This is a genomic window from Microbacterium sp. K27, assembly GCF_004794435.1.
GTDB lineage: Bacteria > Actinomycetota > Actinomycetes > Actinomycetales > Microbacteriaceae > Microbacterium > Microbacterium maritypicum_A.
Genome location: NZ_SSDK01000047.1, coordinates 214,138 through 238,334 on the forward strand (window position 1 = coordinate 214,138; position 24,197 = coordinate 238,334).

Annotated in this window: 19 protein-coding genes and 3 tRNA genes; 15 read left to right on the plus strand and 7 right to left on the minus strand. The window is 67.1% G+C overall.

Going from position 1 to position 24,197, the window contains the following annotated elements; genetic code table 11:
- The first annotated feature begins 11 nt into the window (after positions 1–11).
- The 4 genes from DW307_RS17835 (at position 12) to rpoC (ending at position 10,402) form a co-directional block, all read left to right on the plus strand.
- Positions 12–977, plus strand: coding sequence for an ABC transporter permease (locus DW307_RS17835; RefSeq protein ID WP_021199008.1), 966 nt, complete (start codon positions 12–14; stop codon positions 975–977).
- A complete protein-coding gene (locus tag DW307_RS17840) occupies positions 974–2,698 on the plus strand; it encodes an ABC transporter ATP-binding protein (RefSeq protein ID WP_029265918.1) in 1,725 nt (574 codons plus the stop codon). Before DW307_RS17835 ends, DW307_RS17840 begins: the two co-directional genes overlap by 4 nt.
- Before the next feature lie 245 nt (positions 2,699–2,943).
- The gene (gene rpoB / locus DW307_RS17845) at positions 2,944–6,447 is read left to right on the plus strand and encodes a DNA-directed RNA polymerase subunit beta (RefSeq protein ID WP_136025356.1); all 3,504 of its coding nucleotides are present in this window, start codon (positions 2,944–2,946) and stop codon (positions 6,445–6,447) included.
- A gap of 79 nt (positions 6,448–6,526) precedes the next feature.
- The gene (gene rpoC / locus DW307_RS17850; protein WP_021199011.1) at positions 6,527–10,402 is read left to right on the plus strand and encodes a DNA-directed RNA polymerase subunit beta'; all 3,876 of its coding nucleotides are present in this window, start codon (positions 6,527–6,529) and stop codon (positions 10,400–10,402) included.
- Positions 10,403–10,614: 212 nt separating this feature from the next.
- Here rpoC and DW307_RS17855 read toward each other — a convergent pair whose 3' ends face one another.
- Positions 10,615–11,205 carry a hypothetical protein gene (locus DW307_RS17855; RefSeq protein WP_136025357.1) on the minus strand — a complete coding sequence of 197 codons (591 nt, stop codon included), beginning with the start codon at positions 11,203–11,205 and terminating at the stop codon, positions 10,615–10,617.
- 87 nt (positions 11,206–11,292) lie between these two features.
- Here DW307_RS17855 and DW307_RS17860 point away from each other — a divergent pair, with 87 nt between their 5' ends.
- The 10 genes from DW307_RS17860 (at position 11,293) to DW307_RS17905 (ending at position 17,777) form a co-directional block, all read left to right on the plus strand.
- Positions 11,293–12,222, plus strand: coding sequence for a PfkB family carbohydrate kinase (locus tag DW307_RS17860; RefSeq protein WP_136025358.1), 930 nt, complete (start codon positions 11,293–11,295; stop codon positions 12,220–12,222).
- 86 nt (positions 12,223–12,308) lie between these two features.
- Positions 12,309–12,393 (plus strand) — tRNA-Tyr (locus tag DW307_RS17865).
- A 154-nt stretch (positions 12,394–12,547) separates the two neighbouring features.
- Positions 12,548–13,183 (plus strand): DUF2510 domain-containing protein, encoded by a 636-nt coding sequence (locus tag DW307_RS17870; RefSeq protein WP_051671116.1) that lies wholly within the window; start codon positions 12,548–12,550, stop codon positions 13,181–13,183.
- 39 nt (positions 13,184–13,222) lie between these two features.
- Positions 13,223–13,423 carry an FBP domain-containing protein gene (locus DW307_RS17875; protein WP_446723843.1) on the plus strand — a complete coding sequence of 67 codons (201 nt, stop codon included), beginning with the start codon at positions 13,223–13,225 and terminating at the stop codon, positions 13,421–13,423.
- A 46-nt stretch (positions 13,424–13,469) separates the two neighbouring features.
- A complete protein-coding gene (locus tag DW307_RS17880) occupies positions 13,470–14,270 on the plus strand; it encodes an enoyl-CoA hydratase/isomerase family protein (RefSeq protein WP_136025359.1) in 801 nt (266 codons plus the stop codon).
- A 117-nt stretch (positions 14,271–14,387) separates the two neighbouring features.
- Complete coding sequence (locus DW307_RS17885) at positions 14,388–15,407, plus strand: hypothetical protein (protein WP_051671118.1); 1,020 nt, start codon at positions 14,388–14,390, stop codon at positions 15,405–15,407.
- Positions 15,404–16,198, plus strand: a complete 795-nt coding sequence (locus DW307_RS17890) for an inositol monophosphatase family protein (protein WP_029259810.1) — start codon at positions 15,404–15,406, stop codon at positions 16,196–16,198. The genes DW307_RS17885 and DW307_RS17890 overlap by 4 nt, the downstream gene beginning before the upstream one ends.
- A 121-nt stretch (positions 16,199–16,319) precedes the next feature.
- The gene (locus tag DW307_RS17895) at positions 16,320–17,528 is read left to right on the plus strand and encodes a M23 family metallopeptidase (RefSeq protein WP_136025360.1); all 1,209 of its coding nucleotides are present in this window, start codon (positions 16,320–16,322) and stop codon (positions 17,526–17,528) included.
- Between the two features lie 68 nt (positions 17,529–17,596).
- Positions 17,597–17,668: transfer RNA gene (locus tag DW307_RS17900), tRNA-Thr, on the plus strand.
- A 35-nt stretch (positions 17,669–17,703) separates the two neighbouring features.
- A tRNA-Met gene (locus tag DW307_RS17905) sits at positions 17,704–17,777 on the plus strand.
- Between the two features lie 57 nt (positions 17,778–17,834).
- Here DW307_RS17905 and DW307_RS17910 read toward each other — a convergent pair.
- Positions 17,835–18,545 (minus strand): META domain-containing protein, encoded by a 711-nt coding sequence (locus DW307_RS17910; protein ID WP_136025361.1) that lies wholly within the window; start codon positions 18,543–18,545, stop codon positions 17,835–17,837.
- A 161-nt stretch (positions 18,546–18,706) separates the two neighbouring features.
- Here DW307_RS17910 and DW307_RS17915 point away from each other — a divergent pair, with 161 nt between their 5' ends.
- The gene (locus DW307_RS17915) at positions 18,707–19,771 is read left to right on the plus strand and encodes a zinc-binding alcohol dehydrogenase family protein (RefSeq protein WP_240750756.1); all 1,065 of its coding nucleotides are present in this window, start codon (positions 18,707–18,709) and stop codon (positions 19,769–19,771) included.
- On the opposite strand, the gene DW307_RS17920 is transcribed toward DW307_RS17915, so the two are convergent.
- The 5 genes from DW307_RS17920 to DW307_RS17940 all read right to left on the minus strand — a co-directional run bounded on the left by DW307_RS17920 (position 19,760) and on the right by DW307_RS17940 (position 24,193).
- The gene (locus DW307_RS17920; RefSeq protein ID WP_051671127.1) at positions 19,760–20,548 is read right to left on the minus strand and encodes a CPBP family intramembrane glutamic endopeptidase; all 789 of its coding nucleotides are present in this window, start codon (positions 20,546–20,548) and stop codon (positions 19,760–19,762) included. The two genes, DW307_RS17915 and DW307_RS17920, sit on opposite strands and share 12 nt — an antisense overlap.
- Positions 20,545–21,372, minus strand: a complete 828-nt coding sequence (locus tag DW307_RS17925; RefSeq protein ID WP_021199033.1) for a CPBP family intramembrane glutamic endopeptidase — start codon at positions 21,370–21,372, stop codon at positions 20,545–20,547. Before DW307_RS17925 ends, DW307_RS17920 begins: the two co-directional genes overlap by 4 nt.
- Positions 21,373–21,460: 88 nt before the next feature.
- Positions 21,461–21,769: a hypothetical protein gene (locus DW307_RS17930; RefSeq protein WP_021199034.1), complete on the minus strand. Its 309-nt coding sequence runs from the start codon at positions 21,767–21,769 to the stop codon at positions 21,461–21,463.
- Positions 21,770–21,874: 105 nt separating this feature from the next.
- Positions 21,875–23,554, minus strand: a complete 1,680-nt coding sequence (locus DW307_RS17935; protein WP_136025362.1) for an MDR family MFS transporter — start codon at positions 23,552–23,554, stop codon at positions 21,875–21,877.
- Positions 23,555–24,193: a TetR/AcrR family transcriptional regulator gene (locus DW307_RS17940; RefSeq protein WP_021199036.1), complete on the minus strand. Its 639-nt coding sequence runs from the start codon at positions 24,191–24,193 to the stop codon at positions 23,555–23,557. It abuts the gene before it with no gap.
- Positions 24,194–24,197 lie beyond the last annotated feature (4 nt).

The window sequence follows — 24,197 nt, forward strand, 5'->3', positions numbered from 1 at the left end:
GAGGCGGTCGCATGACCATCGCGCTCCCGCCCGCCCAGGGCCCCTCCGCGGAGAGCGGCGGCAGCATCGACACCGTCGCCATCGCCCAGGCCGATCTGAAGAACGGCTCCGGCGGCTTCTGGCGGGACGTGTTCCGCCGCCTCCGCCGAAACCCGACGGCATGGATCGGCGCGGCCATCGTCGTGGCGTTCCTGCTCATCGCCGCGCTCGCGCCCCTGATCGCTCCCTACCCGGAGACGGCGCTGCCGGGTGCGAAGTACATCACGCCGACCTACATCCCGGGACCGGGGGAGCTGCCGCAGTTCCCGCTGGGCCTCGACCGCTTCGGCGGCGACGTGCTGTCCAAGCTCATCTGGGGCGCGCAGGCGTCTCTCATGATCGGCGTCATCTCCACGGCCATGGGCCTGGTCGGCGGCATGATCCTCGGCCTGCTCGCCGGCACGTTCGGCGGCTGGGTCGACACGCTCATCATGCGCATCGTCGACATCATCCTCTCGGTGCCGAACCTGCTGCTGGCGGTGTCGATCGCCGCGATCCTCGGGCAGACCCCGTTCGCCATCATGATCGCGATCGGGGCCTCCCAGGTGCCGATCTTCGCCCGGCTGCTGCGCGCCTCCATGCTGCAGCAGCGCTCCAGCGACTACGTGCTCTCGGCGCAGACGCTCGGTCTGGGTCGCGGCAAGATCACCATGTCGCACGTGCTGCCGAACGCGATCGGACCCGTGATCGTTCAGGGCACCCTGACGCTCGCCACCGCGGTCATCGATGCGGCGGCGCTGTCGTTCCTCGGCCTCGGCGGCGGACGGCCCGAGACGGCGGAGTGGGGGCGCATGCTCACCTACGCGCAGGCCGAGCTCGCCATCGCGCCCTGGCTCGCCTTCCTCCCCGGTATCTGCATCGCCGTCACGGCGCTCGGCTTCACCCTGCTGGGTGAAGCGCTGCGCGAGGCGATGGACCCCCGGACGAGGGCGCGATGAACGCGCGGGACGACGGTGCCGTGAGCGCCGCGAAGGAGAAGCAGATGTCGACCGAACCGTTGCTGTCGGTCCAGGGACTGGCCGTGGACTTCGCCACCATGGACGGCGTCGTGCACGCCGTCGAAGGCGTCGACCTCGAGATCCGTCCCGGCGAGACCGTCGCGATCGTGGGGGAGTCCGGCTCGGGCAAGTCCACCACCGCGATGGCCATCATCGGACTGCTCGCCGGGGGAGGCCGGATCGCGTCCGGCAGCATCCGGCTCGACGGCAAGGAGATCTCGCGGTCACCCGAGCACGAACTGCGCACGATCCGCGGTCGTGACATCGGTCTCGTGCCGCAGGACCCGATGTCGAACCTGAACCCGGTGGCGAAGATCGGCACGCAGGTGGCGGAGACGCTGCTCGCGCATGGCCTCGCCACCCGACAGAACGTGCAGGCGAAGGTGGTCGAGGCGCTGACCGCCGCGGGCCTTCCCGATCCGGCGCGGCGGGCGAAGCAGTACCCGCACGAGTTCTCCGGCGGCATGCGCCAGCGTGCGCTCATCGCGATCGGTCTGGCGTGCAAGCCGCGACTGCTGATCGCCGACGAGCCCACCAGCGCGCTCGACGTCACGGTGCAGCAGACGATCCTCGATCAGATCGGGCAGATGACGCGCGAGCTGGGCACGGCGGTGCTGCTCATCACGCACGACCTGGGCCTCGCCGCCGAGCGTGCGGAGCGGGTGATCGTGATGCACCGCGGCAAGGTGGTGGAGCAGGGCGATGCGCGCCAGATCCTGGAGGACCCGCAGCATCCGTACACGCAGTCGCTCGTGAAGGCGGCCCCGTCCGTCGCGGCGGCACGCCTGCGGCCCGAGGCCTTCCGGACCCGGGAACGGGCGGCCGATGCCGATGCTGTCGCCGATGCCGATGCCGTCGTTGAGGCGGCCCCCGCGGACAACATCGTCGAGATCGAGAACCTCACCAAGGTGTACCCGGTGCGGGGCCGCGGCGAGGATTTCGTGGCCGTCGACGACGTGTCGCTGGTGATCCCGCGCGGGGAGACGGTCGCGATCGTGGGCGAGTCCGGTTCCGGCAAGACCACGACCGCGCGGATGCTGCTGAAGGTGATCGAGCCGACGAGCGGGCTGATCCGCTACGAGGGCAAGGACATCGCGTCGCTGAGCCGGGCGGAGACGAAGGAGTTCCGGCAGCAGGTGCAGCCGATCTTCCAGGATCCCTACTCGAGCCTGAACCCGATGTTCACGATCGAGCGCCTGATCGCCGAGCCGCTGGAGTTCTACAAGCGCGGGAGCGGCGCCGATCGGCGCAAGCGCGTGCGGCAGCTGCTCGACGACGTGGCCCTGCCGCAGTCGATGCTGCGGCGGTATCCGTCCGAGCTGTCCGGCGGCCAGCGACAGCGTGTCGCGATCGCACGGGCTCTCGCCCTCTCGCCGGATCTGATCGTCTGCGACGAGCCGGTGTCGGCGCTGGACGTGCTGGTGCAGGACCAGATCCTGAAGCTGCTCGGCGACCTGCAGCGGGAGTACGGACTGAGCTACCTGTTCATCTCCCACGACCTCGCGGTGGTGCGGCTGATCAGCGACTACGTGTGCGTCATGAAGGACGGCAGGCTCGTGGAGGCGGCGACGTCGGAGGAGATCTTCACGAATCCCCGTGACCCGTACACGCGGCGTCTGCTGGCGTCGATCCCCGGCAACGAGCTGGGCATCGCGTCCTGAGATCACCTCCTCCGATCGCCGGACCGCATGTGTTCCGGTCCGGCGATCGGAGACTCATACCGCAGCTTCCGAGATTGGTCAAGGACTGCGCTTGCCATGTCGCATAATCGTGCGTATAGTTAGTAGTTGCGCTCGTTTCTCCCTGCCCTCATATGGTGGTCGGCATCTGTCGAGTTCCCGGGCGCACACTCCACCTGACGACAAAGGAATCGAGAAGCCCTGCGGGGCTCACGGAGGTTATTCCCTTGGCTGCTGCTCGCAACGCATCCACATCCACCACCACCAAGAACGGACGCGGAGCTTCCCGTCTTTCGTTCGCCAAGATCTCCGACACGCTGACGGTCCCTGACCTTCTCGCCCTGCAGACCGAGTCCTTCGGTTGGCTGGTCGGCAACGACGCCTGGAAGGCGCGCGTGGCCGAGGCCAAGAAGCAGGGTCGCACCGACGTCAACGAGAACAGCGGTCTGGGCGAGATCTTCGAGGAGATCTCTCCGATCGAGGACCTCGGCGAGACGATGCAGCTGTCGTTCACGAACCCCTACCTCGAGCCGGAGAAGTACTCGATCGAGGAGTGCAAGGAGCGTGGCAAGACCTACGCCGCTCCGCTGTACGTCGAGGCCGAGTTCATGAACCACCTCACGGGTGAGATCAAGACCCAGACGGTCTTCATGGGCGATTTCCCGCTGCAGACCGACAAGGGCACGTTCATCATCAACGGCTCCGAGCGCGTCGTCGTGTCGCAGCTCGTGCGTTCGCCGGGTGTCTACTTCGACAAGACCCCCGACAAGACGTCCGACAAGGACATCGTGTCGGCGCGCGTCATCCCGAGCCGTGGTGCATGGCTCGAATTCGAGATCGACAAGCGCGACCAGGTGGGCGTGCGCGTCGACCGCAAGCGCAAGCAGTCGGTCACCGTCTTCCTCAAGGCACTGGGCATGACCAGCGAGGAGATCCTCGCCGAGTTCGCCGGCTACACCTCGATCGAGGAGACGCTCGCGAAGGACACGATCGTCACCAAGGAAGATGCGCTCCGCGACATCTACCGCAAGCTCCGTCCGGGCGAGCAGGTCGCCGCCGAGGCCGCCCGCGCGCTCCTGGACAACTTCTACTTCAACCCGAAGCGCTACGACCTGGCCAAGGTCGGTCGTTACAAGATCAACCACAAGCTGGGCCTGGACCAGCCGCTGACCTCCTCGGTGCTGACCGTCGAGGACATCGTGGCCACGATCAAGTACCTGGTGCGCCTGCACGCCGGCACCGAGGAGACCTTCACGGGCATCCGCGGCGGCAAGAAGGCCGAGATCCGTCTCGCGACCGACGACATCGACAACTTCGGCAACCGTCGCATCCGCGCGGTCGGCGAGCTGATCCAGAACCAGGTCCGCACCGGTCTGTCCCGCATGGAGCGCGTCGTCCGCGAGCGCATGACCACGCAGGACATCGAGGCGATCACCCCGCAGACCCTGATCAACGTGCGCCCCGTCGTCGCCGCGATCAAGGAGTTCTTCGGAACGTCGCAGCTGTCGCAGTTCATGGACCAGAACAACCCGCTCGCCGGTCTGACGAACAAGCGTCGTCTCTCCGCGCTGGGCCCGGGTGGTCTCTCCCGTGACCGCGCCGGCGTCGAGGTCCGTGACGTCCACCCCTCGCACTACGGCCGCATGTGCCCGATCGAGACGCCTGAAGGCCCGAACATCGGTCTGATCGGTGCTCTCGCGACCTTCGCGCGCATCAACTCGTTCGGTTTCATCGAGACCCCGTACCGCAAGGTCGAGGGTGGCATCGTCACCGAGCACATCGACTACCTCACGGCTTCCGAAGAGGTCGACTTCAACATCGCGCAGGCCAACGCCCCGCTCGATGCCAAGGGTCGCTTCATCGAGAGCCACGTGCTGGCGCGCCCCAAGGGCGGCAGCGGCGAGGTCGACATGTTCCTCCCGGAGGACATCGGCTACATCGACGTCTCCCCGCGCCAGATGGTGTCGGTCGCGACCTCGCTCGTGCCGTTCCTCGAGCACGACGACGCACAGCGCGCCCTCATGGGTGCCAACATGCAGCGTCAGGCTGTGCCGCTGCTGCGCAGCGACTCGCCGCTCGTCGGAACCGGTATGGAGGGCTACACGGCCATCGACGCCGGTGACGTGCTCACCGCCGACAAGGCCGGTGTCGTCTCCGAGGTCTCCGCAGACCGCGTCGTCGTCATGCTCGACGAGGGCGGGACGCAGGAGTACCACCTCCGCAAGTTCGACCGCTCCAACCAGGGCACGTCGTACAACCAGAAGGTCGTCGTCAACGCCGGTGAGCGCGTCGAGGTCGGAGAGGTCATCGCCGATGGCCCCGCCACCGAGAACGGCGAGCTGGCCCTCGGAAAGAACCTCCTCGTCGCGTTCATGACGTGGGAGGGTTACAACTTCGAGGACGCGATCATCCTGAGCCAGGACCTGGTGAAGGACGACACCCTCTCCTCGATCCACATCGAGGAGTACGAGGTCGATGCCCGCGACACCAAGCTCGGCAAGGAGGAGATCACCCGTGACCTCCCCAACGTCAGCCCGGAGCTGCTGAAGGACCTCGACGAGCGCGGCATCATCCGCATCGGCGCCGAGGTCCGCCCCGGCGACATCCTCGTGGGCAAGGTCACGCCGAAGGGTGAGACCGAGCTGTCGGCCGAGGAGCGTCTGCTCCGCGCGATCTTCAACGAGAAGAGCCGCGAGGTCCGCGACACGTCCCTGAAGGTGCCTCACGGCGAGCAGGGCACGATCATCGCGGTCAAGGAGTTCAACGCCGAGGACGGCGACGACGAGCTCGGCTCGGGGGTCAACCGCCGCGTCGTGGTCTACATCGCCCAGAAGCGCAAGATCACCGAGGGTGACAAGCTCGCCGGCCGTCACGGCAACAAGGGTGTCATCGCGAAGATCCTCCCGATCGAGGACATGCCGTTCATGGCGGACGGCACCCCGGTCGACATCGTCCTGAACCCGCTCGGCATCCCCGGTCGAATGAACTTCGGCCAGGTCCTCGAGACCCACCTCGGGTGGATCGCGAAGCAGGGCTGGAAGGTCGAAGGCACTCCGGAGTGGGCAGCCCGTCTGCCGGAGCAGGCATTCGAGGCCGCTCCCGGCACGAAGGTCGCCACCCCGGTGTTCGACGGTGCGAGCGAGGAGGAGATCGCCGGTCTCCTCGACGCGACCATCCCGACGCGCGACGGTGTCCGTCTGATCGACTCCAGCGGAAAGGCCCAGATGTTCGACGGCCGCTCCGGCGAGCCGTTCCCGGCCCCGATCTCGGTCGGCTACATGTACATCCTGAAGCTGCACCACCTGGTCGACGACAAGATCCACGCACGTTCCACGGGTCCGTACTCGATGATCACCCAGCAGCCGCTCGGTGGTAAGGCGCAGTTCGGTGGACAGCGCTTCGGTGAGATGGAGGTGTGGGCCCTCGAGGCCTACGGCGCCGCATACGCGCTCCAGGAGCTCCTCACGATCAAGTCCGACGACATCCTCGGCCGCGTCAAGGTGTACGAGGCGATCGTCAAGGGCGAGAACATCCAGGAGCCCGGCATCCCCGAGTCCTTCAAGGTGCTCATGAAGGAGATGCAGTCGCTCTGCCTGAACGTCGAGGTCCTCTCGGCCGACGGCACGCTGGTGAACCTCCGCGACACCGACGATGAGGCGTTCCGCGCCGCAGAAGAGCTCGGTATCAACATCTCCAGCCGCTTCGAGGCCGCCTCGATCGACGAGATCTAATCCTTCGGGGGCCCGGGACACGCGTTCCGGGCCCACCGAAGCAGACTTCTCAAAAAGAATTTCCGACACAGGAGAACTAGTGCTCGAGTCCACAACTTTCGATGAGCTTCGCATCGGCCTGGCGACCGCAGACCACATCCGCGCGTGGTCCTACGGCGAGGTCAAGAAGCCCGAAACCATCAACTACCGCACCCTGAAGCCGGAGAAGGATGGTCTCTTCGGAGAGCAGATCTTCGGCCCGTCCCGCGACTGGGAGTGCGCCTGCGGCAAGTACAAGCGCGTCCGCTTCAAGGGCATCGTCTGCGAGCGCTGCGGCGTGGAGGTCACCAAGAGCTCCGTCCGTCGTGAGCGCATGGGTCACATCGAGCTCGCCGCTCCCGTCACCCACATCTGGTACTTCAAGGGCGTGCCCTCGCGTCTGGGCTACCTGCTCGACATGGCGCCGAAGGACCTCGAGAAGGTCATCTACTTCGCCGCCTACATGGTCATCTCGGTCGACGAGGAAGCTCGTCACCGCGACCTGGGCACGCAGGAGAACAACATCCGCCTCGAGCTGAAGACGCTCGGCGACCGCCGCGATGCCAAGATCGCGGAGCGCCTGGCCAAGCTGGAGGAGGAGCTCGCTGCCCTCGAGGCAGAGGGTGCCAAGGCCGACGCCAAGAAGAAGGTCAAGGACGCCGCCGAGAAGGAGATGTCGCTCATCCGCAAGGGTGCCGACGAGGCGATCCTGAAGCTGGAGCGCGTGTGGGAGGACTTCCGCACCCTCGAGGTCGGTGCTCTGCGCCCGGAGGACGACGTCTTCCACGAGCTGCAGGACCGCTTCGGCCAGTACTTCGAGGCCTACATGGGCGCCGAGTCGATCCAGCGTCGCCTCGCGGCGTTCGACCTCGTCGCCGAGGCGGAGAACCTGCGTCTGCAGATCTCCGAGGGCAAGGGCCAGCGCAAGATCCGTGCGATCAAGCGCCTCAAGGTCGTCAGCTCGTTCCTCGAGACCGGCATGAGCCCGGCCGCGATGGTCCTCGACGTCGTCCCGGTGATCCCGCCGGAGCTGCGCCCGATGGTCCAGCTCGACGGTGGCCGCTTCGCGACCTCCGACCTGAACGACCTGTACCGCCGTGTGATCAACCGCAACAACCGTCTTCGTCGTCTGATCGACCTCGGTGCCCCCGAGATCATCGTCAACAACGAGAAGCGCATGCTGCAGGAGGCCGTCGACGCACTGTTCGACAACGGTCGCCGTGGTCGTCCCGTCACCGGTACCGGCAACCGTGCCCTGAAGTCCCTCAGCGACATGCTGAAGGGTAAGCAGGGCCGTTTCCGCCAGAACCTGCTCGGAAAGCGTGTCGACTACTCGGGCCGTTCGGTCATCATCGTCGGCCCGCAGCTGAAGCTGCACCAGTGCGGTCTGCCCAAGCAGATGGCTCTGGAGCTCTTCAAGCCGTTCGTGATCAAGCGCCTGATCGACCTCGGTCACTCGCAGAACATCAAGGCGGCCAAGCGCGCCGTCGAGCGCACCCGTCCTGAGGTCTGGGACGTGCTCGAGGAGATCATCCGCGAGCGTCCGGTGCTGCTCAACCGTGCACCCACCCTGCACCGTCTGGGCATCCAGGCGTTCGAGCCTCAGCTCGTCGAGGGCAAGGCCATCCAGCTGCACCCGCTCGTCTGCGCGGCGTTCAACGCCGACTTCGACGGCGACCAGATGGCTGTCCACCTGCCGCTGTCGGTCGAGGCTCAGGCCGAGGCCCGCGTGCTGATGCTCGCGTCGAACAACATCCTGAAGCCGTCTGACGGCCGTCCGGTCACCCTGCCTTCGCAGGACATGATCATCGGTCTGCACCACCTGACCACGGTCAAGGAGGGCGCAGCCGGTGAGGGCCGTGCGTTCGGTTCCGTGGGCGAGGCGATCCTGGCCAAGGACGAGGGTTCCCTCGACCTGCAGGCGAAGATCCGCATCCGCATCCCCGGTCTGACCTTCCTCGAGGGCGAAGCTCCCGAGGGCTACGAGCGTCACGGTCTCGTCGACGCCTCGCTGGGTCAGGCGATCTTCAACGACACGCTGCCCAAGGGCTACCCGTTCGTCCGCGAGCAGGCCGACAAGAACAAGCTGTCGCAGATCGTCAACAAGCTGGCCGAGGAGTACCCCAAGGTCGAGACGGCTGCCTCGCTGGACCGCATCAAGGACGCCGGTTTCTACTGGGCAACGCGCTCCGGTGTGACCGTCGCCCTCAGCGACATCCTCACCCCGCCGAACAAGGCGGAGATCGTCGCCGGCTACGAGAAGCAGGCCGCGAAGGTCCAGTCGCAGTACGAGAAGGGTCTGACGACCGACTCCGAGCGTCGCCAGGAGCTCATCAAGATCTGGACCGAGGCCACCGACGAGGTCCAGGCCGCCATGAAGGCGAACTTCCCCGAGGACAACACCATCAACCGCATGGTGTCGTCGGGTGCTCGTGGTAACTGGCTGCAGATCCGGAACATCGCCGGTATGCGTGGTCTGGTGAACAACCCCAAGGGTGAGATCATCCCGCGTCCGATCATCTCCTCGTACCGCGAGGGTCTGTCGGTTGCGGAGTACTTCATCGCGACGCACGGTACCCGCAAGGGTCTGGCCGACACCGCTCTGCGTACCGCCGACTCGGGTTACCTGACCCGTCGTCTGGTCGACGTCTCGCAGGACGTCATCATCCGCGAAGAGGACTGCGGCACGTCGAAGGGCCTCGAGCTCCCGATCGCCGCACCGAACTCGCAGGGTGAGCTCGTGCGCGACGCGAACGTCGAGAACTCGGTGTTCGCTCGTACACTGGCCTCCGATGTCGTGAGCGAGTCGGGCGAGGTTCTCGCCTCGGCCGGTGACGACGTGGGTGACGTGCTGATCGACAAGCTCGTCGGGCTCGGTGTCGAGAGCATCAAGGTGCGCTCGGTCCTGACCTGCGACTCCGCCGTCGGTGTCTGCGCGCAGTGCTACGGCCGTTCGCTCGCGACCGGCAAGACCGTCGACATCGGCGAGGCCGTCGGCATCATCGCGGCCCAGTCGATCGGTGAGCCCGGTACCCAGCTGACGATGCGTACCTTCCACACGGGTGGTTCGGCATCGGCGGATGACATCACGCAGGGTCTTCCCCGTGTGCAGGAGCTCTTCGAGGCGCGTACCCCCAAGGGCGCGTCGCCGATCGCCGAGGCCGATGGCCGCATCGCGATCGACGAGACCGACAAGGGCAAGAAGGTCATCCTCACGCCCGACAGCGGTGACGAGCCGGTCATCTACCCGGTGCTGAAGCGCGCGACGCTTCTCGTCGAGGACGGGCAGCACGTCACGGTCGGTCAGCCGATCCTGGTGGGCACGCTCGACCCCAAGGAGATCATGCGTGTCATGGGTGCTCGCGAGGTGCAGCGTTACCTCGTCGGCGGCGTCCAGGGCGTGTACCGCTCGCAGGGTGTGCCGATCCACGACAAGCACATCGAGGTCATCGTCCGTCAGATGCTCCGCAAGGTCACCGTCGTCGATCACGCCGACACGACCCTGCTCCCGGGTGAGATGGTCGACCTCAAGCGCTACCAGTCGATCAACCGCGAGGCTGTGGCAGAGGGCAAGCGTCCCGCGTCCGGCCGTCCGGAGCTGATGGGTATCACGAAGGCGTCGCTCGCGACCGAATCGTGGCTGTCGGCCGCCTCCTTCCAGGAGACGACCCGCGTGCTCACCGAGGCTGCGATGCAGGGCAAGCGCGACCCGCTGGTCGGTCTCAAGGAGAACGTCATCATCGGTAAGCTCATCCCCGCCGGAACCGGTCTCTCGAAGTACCGCGACGTCACCGTCGAGGCCACCGAGGAAGCCAAGAGCGAGCGCTACCCGAACCGGATCTTCGCATCCGACGGTGCGTACGCCGACGGTGACTTCGGCTACGTCGACTTCGACGCGTTCTCGACGGACGACATCACCCCCGGTACTTACAACTGATCGAGGCGAGAGCCGCAGTACTGAGTACTGAGTGACGCAGAAGGCCCCAGGCGACTCGCCTGGGGCCTTCTGCGTGCCCGGCGGTGTGCGATGTGGCGCGAGTGCACGGGAAGCTGCCGAGCGCACGGGTGACGTGTGTCGCCGAGCCGTGCACTCGTCGAGAAGCCGTGCAGTCGGCGGAAGATCCTGACACGCGCGGAGCGCGTTGGACGTCAGCCGAAGATGTGCTCCACGATGCTCGAGGTGTAACCGGTCGGCGCGAGGTTCGTGTAGCGCGTGTCGATGAGCACATCATCACGCCAGAACAGCGTGCGGCCGTCGGTCACGGGGTACTGCTCGTTCGGCCAGGTCTTCTCGCAGCGCGTGCCGCCGTCCGGCGTGAAACAGGAGAAGCCCTCGTCGTCGGCGAGCGCATTGAGCTTGTCGAGCGCGGGCCCGCGGTTCATCCGCGAGATCGTCGTCGTGAGTCGCGTGGTGTCTGCACGCGGGTCCGCCCAATTGCAGGTGAGGGCACCGTCAGCGCCCACTCCCGAAGGCCCGAAGGCGGCGTCGTTGAGAGGGATGTCGCCGAGTTCGGCCAGCACGGCTTCCGACAAGATCGCACGACAGTCGGTCGGCAGGGCGACGGGAGCGGTCATCGGAGTGGGGGTGGGCGACGGGCTGCTGGTCTCCTCACTGCCTGCCGTGTGGCCTTCCGTGGGGCTGGGCGAAGGGTCCCCGCCATCGCCTACCTGCGGGGTGCACGCCGTCAGAACGACGAGGAGGAGGAAAGCGGCGGCAGCGCCGGCGACTCGGGGCTTCATGTCCACACCGTACTGCTCGTCGGCGGCGCGACGGGAGTGGAACGCGGTGCAGCCCGTCGGTGCACGGCGCCACGATAGTGTCGGCGGGTGAGCAATCAAACTTCTTCCGCCGGTTCCGTTGTCGTGATCGGCGATGCCTTGATCGATGAGATCCGCGACGATTCCGGCGTCCGCGAGCTCGTGGGCGGTGCGGCACTCAACGTCGCCGTCGGACTGCGGCGGCTGGGAGTCGAGACGACGCTGATCGCCATGCTCGGGGAGGACGAGGCAGGCGCGCACATCCGCGAGTACCTGTCCGACCACGGTGTGCGCCTGATAGGGAGTGAGGCCCCCCTCGGCTCGTCCCGCGCGATCGTGCAGCGGGCGGCCGACGGCGAACCGCAGTATGTCTTCAACGAGGCCGCCCAGAGACGCAGCATCCGATACTCCGACGACGCTCGTCAGGCGATCGCCGACGCCGGGCTCGTCGCGATCAGCTGCTTCCCCTTCGATGAGCCGGCGGAGGTCGACGCACTGCGCGATGCCCTGGGAGACGCACGCGTCGCGATCGATCCCAACCCGCGCGCCGGGATGCTCAGCGACCGGGAGGAGTTCGTCCGCGGATTCGAACAGCTCGTGGCTTCGGCTGCCATCGTCAAGGTCGGTGCGGATGATGCGGCGATCCTCTACGACGGTGACCTCGACGCGCTGCGCGCGCGCCTGCGGGACCTCGGTGCTGCGGCCGTCCTCGCGACCGCGGGTGCCGACGGCGCCACGATCGACGCGGATGCCGGCATCGTCTCCGCCCCCATCGCGCAGCTTCCCGGCGCGGTGATCGACACCGTCGGCGCGGGGGATGCGACTCTCGCCGCCGTCGCAGAGGGCCTGGTCACAGCGTCTCCGTCCGACCTGGGGGAGTGGCGCGCACTGCTGCTGCGCGCGATGGATGTCGCCGCCGCGACCTGTCGCGCAGAGGGCGGACTCCTGCGGACGCCCGAGTCGCTGGAGGCCTCCGGTCGCGGCGTGAGCGGCAGCTGACGGTCCGATTTCTTGCACCCGCCTCCGACAGGTATGCTTGTCTCTCGTGCCCCCGGTTGGCTGTCGAAGTCGGACGGGTGCGCTCTGGCGAGTTACCCAAGCGGCCAAAGGGATCTGACTGTAAATCAGACTGCTCTGCATTCGGGGGTTCGAATCCCTCACTCGCCACCATCCATCACCTCCGCGGAAGACTGCGGAAATCCGAGGGCCCACGCGATCACCGCGGGGGCCTTCTCTCATCCCCGCCTCCCGGATGTCGCCACCATGAATATGGTGGTCACATGCTCCAGACGATCCGCGCCCGCGTCGACCTCGGAGAGCGACCATGAGCGCCCCCGCCGGGTGGTACACCGATGACCAGGGTGCGACGCGATGGTGGGACGGATCCCGATGGGATGGCGAGGCGCCGACCCCCGTGACGTCGGGGGAGTTCCCGTCGGTCCCGGAGGGAACGAGCGCGAACACCGTATGGGTGTGGCTGATCGTGCTCCTCCCGGTGCTCAGCGCGATCGCCGCCATCGGATACCTGGTGCAGATGCAGCAGGGGATGTTCGACATGCTCGCCGTCGTCCCGCTGGACGGCTCGTCGTCCCTCGACGTGGAGAGATTCATCGCCGCGGAGATCAACGCCTTCCTCACGCCGTGGTACCTGGTCCTGACGCTGTCGGGCTGGACGATCTACGGGCTCTCCGTCTGGTTCGCCGCCCTCGATGCCCGCGAGCTCGCCGGCCGAGGGTTCTCCCGACCTTTCCCCTGGGCATGGACCTTCCTGTCCTCTCTCGTCTACGTGATCGGTCGTCATGTCGTGGTCCGTCGACGGGGAGGACGGGGGTCGACACCGCTGATCGTGATGATCGCCATCCAGGTCGTCTTTCTTCTCGCGGCGTCCGTCTGGGCATCGGTGTTCGCGGCTCAGCTGTTCGAGACGGTCTTCTCGATGGTCACGATGCGGCGGATGTGACGTGGCCTCGCGAGTGCGAACGGTTCATAGACTGGACTGATGCGACCGCTCACCGAAGCCGAAGTCCGGGCCTCGTTCGGCACCTACATGTGCGCCGACCTCTCCTGCCACGAGAACGTGCGTCTCGCCCACCCGCTCGCACCGAACGAGGTCAGGACTCCGGGGCAGGTCGACTTCCGCCTCGACGGCACGCGTCGCCGAATGGAGAGCTTCGTCTCGCAGGTCTGGGAGCGGGTCTGATCGCGGTTACGCTGGTCCCACACGTCCTGCGCTCGAAGGAGAAGCCATGAGTGATGCCATCCTGTTCGCCGTCGAAGAGGGATTGGCACGGCTGACGCTGAACCGCCCCGCTCGCCTCAACGCCTTCAACGCCGACCTCGCACACGCCTGGAAGGACGCGACGGCCGAGGCGACGTCGAGATCCGATGTGAAGGCGATCCTGATCGATGCCGTCGGCCCCGCTTTCTGCGCCGGGGGCGATGTGATCGACATGGCGACGACGATGGGGGCTTCCGGCGCGGAGATCACCGCTCTCGCCGAGGTCATCAACACCGGCATCCGCTCGTTGACGGAATCGGCGGTGCCTGTCGTCGCCGCTGCCCACGGCACCACGGCCGGCGGTGGTCTGGGGATTCTGCTGTGCAGCGACTATGCCGTGGTCGGCTCGCGATCGAAGCTCGGCAGCCTCTACGCGAACATCGGTCTGACCCCGGATCTGTCGGTCTCCGCTCAGCTCGCCCGTGCCGTCGGTCAGCGCCGCGCCCTGCAGCTCGTGCTGCAGGATCGACTGCTGTCGTCGGCGGAGGCTGTGGACTGGGGTCTCGTCGCCGAGGCCGTCGAAGGTGCGGACGCCGTCTCCGAGGCGGAACTGGTGCGTGCTCGCGGTGAGGAGATCGCGCGATTCTGGTTGGCGGGCGCCGCAGACGCCTACGGCCAGGCGAAGCGGCTGGTGCGATCGCAGCCGGAGCGCACGTTCGTCGAGCAGCTGAGTGAGGAGGCGCGTTCGATCGGAGCAGCCCTGGAGACGCCGGATGCGCAGGCCAGAGTCGCAGCCTTCGCCGCAGCATCGGCGAAGAAAGCCGGCTGACCTCTCCTCCACAGAGGCAGAGATCGGGAAAGGTCTTCGGCGACGAGGGCGGCGCCCGTGGCATCTGCGGGCGCGCGTGGCAGGATGAAGGCATCGCCGCACGACGAGAGGATCGCCATGTCCCAGCCGGACATCACCACGCATCAGACGCAGGGTGAGAAGAAGAACATGTCGCTGCTCATCAGGGGTTCCCTGTGGATCGCCATCGGGGCCCTGATCGCCGCGGCGCTCGTGTGCGTCATCTGGGTGCTCATCGGCGATCAAGATGGTCTGATCGGCCGGGCGTTCCTCACGATCCTGCTGCTCGCAGCGTTCGCCGGCATCGCGATCCTCGAAGCCGGTCTCGCGCCGAACCGTCCCGACTGGCTCCAGTTGGCGAGCATGGTGAGCTGGATCGTCGCGCTCCTCGTCGGAGCCGTGAAGATCTGGCTGCCGGAAGACGGCTTCTACTTCGGTGCCGAGCGCTTCTTCCAGCTGCTCCTCGTGATCGGCATCCTTCAGCTCGCCCTGCTGCACGTGCGCCTGTTCACTCCCGCGGCGCAGCGATACGTCACAACATTCACGCGGGTCATCTACATCGTCACGATCACGTTCCTCGCTGGCCTCGTCGGCATGCTCGTGTTCTTCCTGGCCTTCCCGAACACGTTCCACTACGGCGAGCTCTACTGGCGCATCGTGGTCGCGCTGACGATCCTGGTGGCCGTCGGCACGACGCTGATCCCACTGCTGAACGCGCTCTTCGCTCCCAAGAAGAAGACGCCCGCCGATCGCGCTGTGGCATCGCCGCCGTCCTGGCCCACCTACGCAGACGGCATCACCCCGCTCCCGGCGCTTCCCGACGCATCGCCCGACTGGAACGCCTACTACACGGGTTACCCGACCGTCGTGCCGCCGCAGCAGGCGCTCGCCGCAGCGCCGGTCTCGAGTTTCCCGGTCGCGCCCCAGCCCACATCGCCACAGCCCACATCGCCACAGCCCGCTGCTCCGCAGTTCACGCAACCGGTCGCCTCGCCGCAGGTGGCTCCGGGAGAGCATCCGGTGCCACCGGCGCCGGCCGCGCAGCCGACGGCTCCTCCGCAGGAGACCTTGCCGGCCTTCCCGCCGCCTCCCCCCGCCCCGCAGCGGCCTGCCCAGTGACACTCGAACTCGAGCTCCTCGAGCTCGCGAGCGAGATCGCGGAAGAAGCCGGACGGCTCGCGCGCACGCGTCGACAGGAGGGGGTGCGTCTGGCGGCCACCAAGTCGTCGCTGGCCGATATCGTCACCGAAGCCGATCGTGAGGTCGAGGCGCTCATCCGCGAACGCCTTCGGGCCGCGAGGGCCGACGACGGTTTCCTGGGGGAGGAGACCGGTGCCGAGGCCGGCAGCAGCGGGATCACGTGGGTCGTCGATCCGATCGACGGCACCGTCAACTATGCATACGGCATCCCGGCGTACAACGTGAGCATCGCCGCCGTCCGCGGCGATCCCGATCCGGAGACCTGGGAAGCACTCGCCGGTGCGGTCAACGCCCCCGCTCTCGGCGAGATGTTCACGGCCGCCCGCGGCCAGGGCGCGTGGTCGAACGGCGACCGTCTCGAGGTGACCGGAGAGACCCCGGCCGGAGCGCTGCTCGCCACGGGGTTCGGCTACGACCCGACCACGCACGAGGGCGACATCGCCACCGTGGGGCGGGTGATGCCGATGGCCCGGGATCTGAGACGCATGGGAGCCGCAGCACTCGACCTCGCCTTCGTCGCGGCGGGGCGACTGGACGGATACTTCGAGCGGGGGCTTCGTCCGTGGGACTTCGCCGCCGGTGCCCTCCTCGTCGAAGAAGCGGGTGGTGTGGTGTCGCGCATCGACATCGACTCCCCACGTCCGATGCTGCTCGCGGGCGGGGTGGAAGTGCACTCGCGACTGCGCGCCATCCTCGACCAGAAACATTGAACGATTCATGGCATTCCCAGACTGATCAAGATATGGTTTATGCGATCGTTACTTTCGCCACCCGAAGGTGAAAGTCAAAGTTTGCGCCCCCCGAGCTTGACGCACGACCGAGAGAAACGCTTTGCCCTTCGAGACTTCCCAGGCTGCCTCTGCGCCCACGCGCCGGTCCAGCCGACTCCGCACTGCGGCCTCTGAGGCCCCCGCGGCGGGACCGACGGCACCCATCTCTGCCGCCGAATCCGCCGCCGCGCCCACTGCCGCCGCCCCCACTGCCGCCGTCGACGCCACAGCCGTGGCCCTCGCTGCTGTCGCCCCGCTTTCCCGGCGTGCCGCCCGTCAGCGCCCCACGGCCGACGACGTCGCCGCCGAGCCGCTGGTCGAGCCCTTCATCGCTCCGAACCCGGAGCAGATCATCGCCGATGTTCCCGACGTGCCCGGCGACGACGCCGACGCGTTCGAGCGTGCGTCCCGCGCGTTCCGTGCGACCGGTTCCGTTCCCACCGTCTCCGCAGCCGACCGTGCGCGGGCGCAGTCGGCGCGCGCCTCCGACGACGAGCCCGTCGCCGCCATGCATGTGGCCGCCCGTCGTCCCCGCAACATCCGCAAGGCCGTGACTCTCAGCGCGACCGTCGGGGTGATGAGCCTCGCCGGTCTCCTCGCGGTGTCCATGACGCTCCCCGCCGAGGCGGTCGCCGGCGTGCAGGGTGCTTCGGCGGCATCGATGTCGCTGGTGTCGTCCTCCGCCGGAGAAGCGAAGGACACGGCCGAGGGTGAGATCCAGGCGTTCGTCGCGCCATCCGGTGTCGAGAGCGAGGCGCTCACCCGCGCCGATGACTTCAGCACGGTCTCGCTCGCCGAGGTCGCCGCGGAGCAGGGCATCAACTATTCGGGCGAGATCTTCACGAACGACCCCGACGCCGCGATCCAGTGGCCGTTCCTCGTCGGCGTGGGTATGAGCTACGGCTACGGCATGCGCAGCGGCCGCCTCCATGAGGGCATCGACTTCGTGCCGGGCAACGGCGCGCCGATCCAGGCCATCGCCGACGGCACGGTCCGCATCGCGACCGAACAGGGCGGTGCCTTCGGTGTCACGGTCTACATCGACCACGTCATCGATGGCCAGGTCATCACGAGCCACTATTCGCACATGCAGTACGGGTCTCTGAACGTCAAGGCCGGCGACACGGTGACGGTCGGCACTGTCGTCGGCAAGACCGGAAACACGGGCCGTTCCTACGGCGCCCACCTGCACTTCGAGCTCATCGTCAACGGATCGACCATCGACCCGATGCCGTGGCTCAAGGAGAACGCGGGTCGAACGTCGTACTGACCGGCTCGATTTCATGAGGACGCCACAGTGATGGTATTCTCGTACGGTTGCCCCGCGAGGGGCAGCACGCCCCGATAGCTCAGTGGCAGAGCACTTCCATGGTAAGGAAGGGGTCGTCAGTTCAATCCTGACTCGGGGCTCGCAAGCATTCTTCTCACGCGGACGGATGCCTCGCGGCAGGGTAGCTCAGCTGGTTAGAGCGCACGACTCATAATCGTGAGGTCGCGGGTTCAAGCCCCGCTCCTGCTACAGAACGAAACCCCGGTTCGCCGGGGTTTTTCTGGTTCCCGGGGTGCGATCCGAGCCTCAGCGCGCCGGTTGCAGGCCTCCGATGGGTGAGTCCATATCGCCGTTGACGTACATGTACCCGTCGACGATGTCGGCCGAGCGACCGACGCTCAGCCAGGTGTCGACGCCGTCGCACACGTTCGTCGTCTGGGGGACGAGCGCTTCCAGGTCGATCCTGCCGGAGGAGTCCTGCGTCCATCGGCCGCTCAAGTCGTTGCATCCGTCGTTGCCGTCAACCGTGCCGTCGGCGGAGAACCGCAGGTACGGGGTGCCGCCGACGCTCGCCTCCCAGTCTCCGACGGGGTCGGGGAGCGGCGGTGGCGTCTCGACCGGAATCTCGCCGCTCGCGATCCGGTCGTTCCGCTCGTGCATCGGGGCCAGGCCGACCTGGAACAGGATGCTGGTCACGATCGCCGACAGCAGGACGAGGACGACGCCGAGCAACGGGCCCCAGTACGCGGGCTTCCTCGTGCGTCGGGACACCACGGCGACGACCACCGCCGCGAGGACCGAGGCCCCGATCGCCCACGGATAAGCGGCGCGGGCGCCGAAGGCGAGATCCAGATCGCAGTCGCCTTCGCAGCCGACAGCGCTGAACGACTCGAGGATCTGCGCAAAGTACGTCACGAGGAGGATCAGAGGGATGAGGATCCACAGGCTGACCGCGAGTCCGCGCCGATCCGACCGTTCCTGGTCCGCTGTTCCGACCGAGGAGTTCGCCGCGCGCATGCCGTTGAATGTAACAGCCTCGCTGCTGGGTATCGCGATTCGGCGCTCCTTGCGGCGGGAACGCTCCGCCGAGGTCGCCCATCTCCACGATGCAGGCCAGTATCTTTTGGATAGCAGGAGCGCTTGCGGGTAACTAGAGTGCTTCGGATAGCGTGACGCGCATGACAACCATGAACACTCCGAACTCCGCCTCCTCGTCGCATCCTCTCCCCGAGCGCATGCCCGCGATCGGCGCCCGCGGTCGGCGTCCCGTGACCGATCCCACGTCCCTCAGCGACATCTCGCTTCCCGTGCCGAACCCCGTCGGTCGAGATCTCCTCGTCGAGGTGCAGGGCGTGTCGGTGAATCCCGTCGACGTGAAGGTGCGCGCCGGCGCTCCCACGTCGGGTGCGCCGCGGATCCTCGGATATGACGCGGCGGGAGTCGTGGTCGCCGTCGGTGACGAGATCACGCGTTTCGCGGTGGGGGATCGCGTCTACTACGCCGGGCAGATCGACCGCCCCGGCACCGACGCCCGATACCACCTCGTGAACGAGAACATCGTGGGTCATGCGCCGCACACGCTCTCGGTGGCCGAGACAGCCGCTCTGCCCCTCACCGTCATCACCGCCTGGGAGAGCCTGTTCGACCGCCTCGCCCTCACCCGCGAGAGCGAGGGCGTGCTCCTGGTGATCGGCGCCGCAGGGGGCGTCGGATCGTTGATCATCCAGCTCGCGAAGGCGCTCACCCGTCTCGAGGTCGTCGCGGTGGCCTCTCGGCCTGAGACGGCGGAGTGGGTGCGGAAGATGGGCGCAGATCACGTCGTCGGCCGCGACTTCACCAGCGAGGTGTCGGCGCTCGCTCCGACCGGTGTCGACTACGTGTTCACGTCGTTCACGCCCGGCAACGTCCGCGCGATCGCCGACGTCATCCGTCCACGAGGACAGGTGGTGTCCATCGACGAGACAGGGGGCAGCATCGACGCGCTCAAGGCGAAGAGCGTCACCTGGCACTGGGAGCTCATGTTCACCCGGCCGGTCACCGACCCCGCCGATCACTACCAGCATGACCTGTTGGAGAGCGTCGCCGCCCTCGTCGACGACGGCACCCTCCGCACCACGGTCACGACCCACCTCACCCCGCTGAACGCCGAGACCATGCGTCGGGCGCACGAGATCGTCGAATCGTCGCGCACCATCGGGAAGGTCGTCGTGACCGACTGGCCGGAGGCAGACCTACTGCAGTGAGGCCGACCCGAGCGCGGGGGTGCGCTCGTCCACTCCGCGGATCACGACCCAGACGATCGCGACACCGACGATCCCCACGAGCAGGTAGAGGAGGTTGGCGATCACGGAGACCCCGCTCGGCGTGCCCACCCCCGCGGCGAAGACCGAGAAGTCCCACACGCCGTGCAGCACCATCGCCCAGATGAGCGATCCGGTCACCCGGCGCAGGATGTAGAGCGCCGTCCCCATGAGGAAGGCGGTGCCCACCTGGCTGACGGTGCCGGCGAACGGTGCGCCGAGAAGCACGTTGACGAAGTGCATCACCGCGAAGAGGGCCGAGGAGAGGAGCCACACCCAGACCTCGGCGAACCGGGATCGCAGAGCCGTGAGCAGCAGTCCGCGGTGCACGATCTCTTCCGTGAAGCCGACCAGGAGGAGCACGAGCGAAGCGCCGAGGAACGCACCGCTGTACGCGCTCCAATCGGTACCGGCGAGATTTAGCACGGCGGCCACGGCGACCAGGATCGGTACGAAGATCGGCCAGGTGTGACGGCTGCGCTGCGCCTCGTGGATCGCAGGGCCCCACCAGCCGAGCAGGCTCGTGGTGATCCCGAGGAGAATCGTCGCGACGATGAGGGAGAGCCCGGCGCCGAAGAAGAGGTTGCCGGCGCTGTCGCCCCATGTGTCGTAGGGGATCCCCGTGGACTTCTGGATCGCGAACACCACGACGATGTAGCCGACCCAGATGACCAGTCCGATCCATACCCGCGGCTGCACGCGGAGCGACGGCGCCGTCATGCGGGGCGCGTCTCGGAGAAGGACGGCTGGGCGTCGCCGACGCGACCGCGGATGAAGAAGATCAGCACGAACCCGGTGATGATCACCGCGATGTTGCCGAAGGCGGCGAAGGCCGTGAGTGCACCGTCCGCGGGATACGCGGACTGCAGGAAGATGCTCGGGTCCGTGCTCGCGTGCAGCAGGATCGGTGCGATCAGCGTGCCGGTGACGCGGAGGGCCAGATACATCAGGATGCCGAAGGCGAAGGTGTACAGGACCTGGATCGCGGTGGTCAGCAGAGGCTGTCCCGAGAGCAGGTTGCCCGCGTGGAGGAGGGAGAACAGCGTGGCCGAGATCACCGCGACGACGATCTCGCGGTAGCCGGCCTTGCGCATCAGGGTCACGACCAGGCCGCGGGTGAGGACCTCCTCCGTCAGCCCGATCAGGAGTCCGGTGAGCAGCCACGTGAGGACGACGTCGACGCCGACAGCTCCATAGTCGATCGTGGCGAACCGGAGGATGTTGAAGAGCAGGACGACGACGATCGCGATCCACATCCAGCCACGGCCGCGGATCGGCTGCCGCGCGAAGAGCTCGCGCCACCATCCGACCGACAGGGTGAAGAGCGCCAGGATCACCGCTCCGATGATCTCGGGCAGCAGGTAGAACACCGCGACACCGGCTGTGCCCGCCGGATCCTGGACCTGCTCGGCGAGAGGGGTGAAGACCAGTGACAACAGCTGGAACAGGGCGAAGTAGACGGCGGTGAGCAAGAGGGCTCGCCACCAGCCGCCCTTCTCCCAGAAGGTCTTCCAGAAGGATGCGGCGGGTGCGGGTGACGACACGGGGACTCCAGGCGAGGTGGGGGACGGCCTACTGGTCGTCAGTCTGGCGCAGACCGACATATCGCGTCCACCTGATCATCACGGCGTGTCAGCGTGGTGCAGACCTTCTGCCGTGCGCGCCGCGGGCCGGGGGAAGGTGCGGGATCGGGATGGGGCGCGTCGCTCGGGAGGTGTCCTGGAACCGCCGCACGGCCTCGAGGACGTCTTCGGCGGAGGAGTAACGCAGGGCGAGCGGGAGGTCGCGGCGCCACAGCACCTCGACCTCGGTGGGGGCGTCCTCGAAGATCGTGCAGACGACTCTGCGGTGGTCGTTCTCCGGGTACTGCAGATCGTGGATCGCCCAGTCGCTCGCGCTGACCTCGACCAGCGTGAATCTCCGGTCTGGATCGTGCTCCATCATTCTCCTCGCTGCCCCCACGATGAACACTGCTCGATCGGGACGCGAAAGGGGAGCCCCTTGACAGAGAGCCGCCCCTGCCCCAGGCGGGCAAGGGCGGCTCGCTCAGCGCGCGACGGGTCTGGAGCCGGGGTCCGTCGGCCCGGCATCGGTCGTGGCGTCGGCGACGGCCGCATCCGACCGTCCGCCCCCGCGCTGCTCGGCCTCCAGCCGCTCCGCCTCGTCACCGCTGATGGCCTCGCCGCGTGCGACCAGTCCGGCCTGATCCGACAGCGGGATCTGCTTGAGGAACAGCGAGAGCAGGAGCGCGAGCACGATGAATGGGACGAGATACCAGAACACCGGCGCCAGGGCGTCCGCATAGGCGGTGACGATGCCCTCTCGGACCTCGTCGGGCAGGGAGCTGAGCGTCGACGGATCGATCGTCGACGCGGCCTCGGAGGCCGCCTCGGGTGAGGCGCCGGCTCCCGCGAAGACGCCGAGCAGGTTCTCGGTGAGCCGCGTGGTGAAGATCGTGCCGAACACCGCCGTGCCGAGGGAGGCGCCCACCTCGCGGAAGTAGTTGTTCGTGCTGGTCGCGGTGCCGATCTCGCCGGCCGGGACCGCGTTCTGCACGACCAGCACGACGACCTGCATGATGAGGCCGAGACCGGCGCCGAACACGAACAGGAACACGCAGATCAGCCAGATCGGGGTCGATGCCGACAGCGTGGTCATCGAGACCATGGCGATGCCGGTGATGATCGTGCCCAGGATCGGATAGATCTTGTATCGGCCGGTCTTCGAGATCGCGATGCCCGAGAAGATCGAGGTCCCCATCAGGCCGACCATCATCGGGATCATCAGCAGACCGGATTCCGCGGCAGAGGTGCCGGAGGACATCTGCAGGAAGGTCGGCACGAATCCGATCGCCGCGAACATGCCGATTCCGAGGACGAGTCCGATCGCGGTGGCGTTCACGAAGATCGGGTTGCGGAACAGGCTCAGCGGGATGATCGGGTCCTGCACCCGCGACTCCGTGATCACGAAGGCGGCCGCTGCGACGACGAGTCCGGCGCCCCAGGCCCAGGTGGCGAGCGAATCCCAACCGAACTCCTTGTCTCCGCCGAAGTCGGTGAAGAAGATGAGGCACGTCGTGGCGATGGAGAGGAAGATCACCCCGAAGATGTCGATCGGCTTCTCGGCCTTCTTGCTCGGCAGCTTGAGCGCGACCAGGGCGATGATGAAGGCGGCGATGCCGACCGGGATGTTGATGTAGAACGCCCACTGCCAGGTGAGGTGGTCGACGAAGTAGCCACCGAGCAGTGGACCGGCGACAGCCGAGAGGCCGAAGACGGCACCGAGCGGTCCCATGTACTTGCCACGCTCATTGGCGGGGACGATGTCGGCGATGATCGCCTGCGACAGGATCATCAGACCACCACCGCCGAGACCCTGCAGTGCGCGGAACACGACGAACATCCAGAAGTCGGTGGCGAACGCGCAGCCGACCGAGGCGAGGGTGAACAGCGCGATCGCGACCAGGAAGAGGTTGCGCCGACCCAGGACGTCGCCGAACTTGCCGTAGATGGGCATCACGATGGTGGTCGCGAGCAGGTAGGCGGTGGTGATCCACACCTGGTGGTCGACGCCGCCGAGCTGCCCGACGATCGTCGGCATGGCGGTGGAGACGATGGTCTGGTCGAGGCTGGAGAGCAGCATGCCCGCGATGAGGGCGCTGAAGATGATCCAGATGCGGCGCTTCGTGAGCAGGAAGGGCGCATCCTTCGTGGCGGTGACGGACATTCAGTGGGCTTTCTGTGACGGCGCGTACAGCGATCGGGCGAGGTCGAGGCGTCGGGTGATGAGGTCGGCGAACGACTCGATGGACTGGTGATGCAGGAGCTGGTCCATGCTCATGCGCACGAGCGCGCCGACGGTGTGCACGACCACCTCGGCGCGCAACTCCGCGTCGGCCGTGTCGTCGGTCTGATCGGAGCCTTCGGCGTCGACAGTGCGGCGCAGGATCAGGCCGACATCGCGTCGTTCGTTCTTCGCGATCTGCTCGAATGCGGCCTTGAGCAGACGCGGCTCCTGCTCGATCACGGCGAACATCGCCGGGGCGTCTTCCACGGGATTGAAGAGCTCGAAGCGGCTGATCGTCAGCTGGATGAAGTCGTCGATGAGGTCGCCGCGGCGGGCGGCGAACTCCTCCTCGAGCGCCTCCTGGCGGGAATCGATCGTCGCGAACCCGAAGACCGCGTTCTCCTTGCTCTCGAAGTAGTTGAAGAACGTGCGACGGGAGACCCCGACCTCGGCGCACAGCTCCTCGATCGTGAAACCGGCGAAGCCCCTCTCCGTCGTCAGTCGCCGCGCGGCATCGGTGAGGGCGCGGGAGGTGTCCCGCTTGCGTTGCTCCCGCAGTGAATCTGCACTCTCGCTCATGGAG

Excerpts from the sequence above, each read along its gene's own strand:
- DW307_RS17880 (WP_136025359.1), top strand. The coding sequence starts at position 13,470 with ATGAGTGATGCCATCCTGTTCGCCGTCGAAGAGGGATTGGCACGGCTG.
- DW307_RS17910 (WP_136025361.1), bottom strand. The coding sequence starts at position 18,545 with ATGCGCGCGGCGAACTCCTCGGTCGGAACAGCGGACCAGGAACGGTCG.
- DW307_RS17930 (WP_021199034.1), bottom strand. The coding sequence starts at position 21,769 with ATGGAGCACGATCCAGACCGGAGATTCACGCTGGTCGAGGTCAGCGCG.
- DW307_RS17875 (WP_446723843.1), top strand. The coding sequence starts at position 13,223 with ATGCGACCGCTCACCGAAGCCGAAGTCCGGGCCTCGTTCGGCACCTAC.
- DW307_RS17920 (WP_051671127.1), bottom strand. The coding sequence starts at position 20,548 with ATGACGGCGCCGTCGCTCCGCGTGCAGCCGCGGGTATGGATCGGACTG.
- DW307_RS17840 (WP_029265918.1), top strand. The coding sequence starts at position 974 with ATGAACGCGCGGGACGACGGTGCCGTGAGCGCCGCGAAGGAGAAGCAG.
- DW307_RS17835 (WP_021199008.1), top strand. The coding sequence starts at position 12 with ATGACCATCGCGCTCCCGCCCGCCCAGGGCCCCTCCGCGGAGAGCGGC.
- DW307_RS17940 (WP_021199036.1), bottom strand. The coding sequence starts at position 24,193 with ATGAGCGAGAGTGCAGATTCACTGCGGGAGCAACGCAAGCGGGACACC.
- DW307_RS17935 (WP_136025362.1), bottom strand. The coding sequence starts at position 23,554 with ATGTCCGTCACCGCCACGAAGGATGCGCCCTTCCTGCTCACGAAGCGC.
- DW307_RS17870 (WP_051671116.1), top strand. The coding sequence starts at position 12,548 with ATGAGCGCCCCCGCCGGGTGGTACACCGATGACCAGGGTGCGACGCGA.
- DW307_RS17885 (WP_051671118.1), top strand. The coding sequence starts at position 14,388 with ATGTCCCAGCCGGACATCACCACGCATCAGACGCAGGGTGAGAAGAAG.
- DW307_RS17855 (WP_136025357.1), bottom strand. The coding sequence starts at position 11,205 with ATGAAGCCCCGAGTCGCCGGCGCTGCCGCCGCTTTCCTCCTCCTCGTC.
- DW307_RS17915 (WP_240750756.1), top strand. The coding sequence starts at position 18,707 with ATGACAACCATGAACACTCCGAACTCCGCCTCCTCGTCGCATCCTCTC.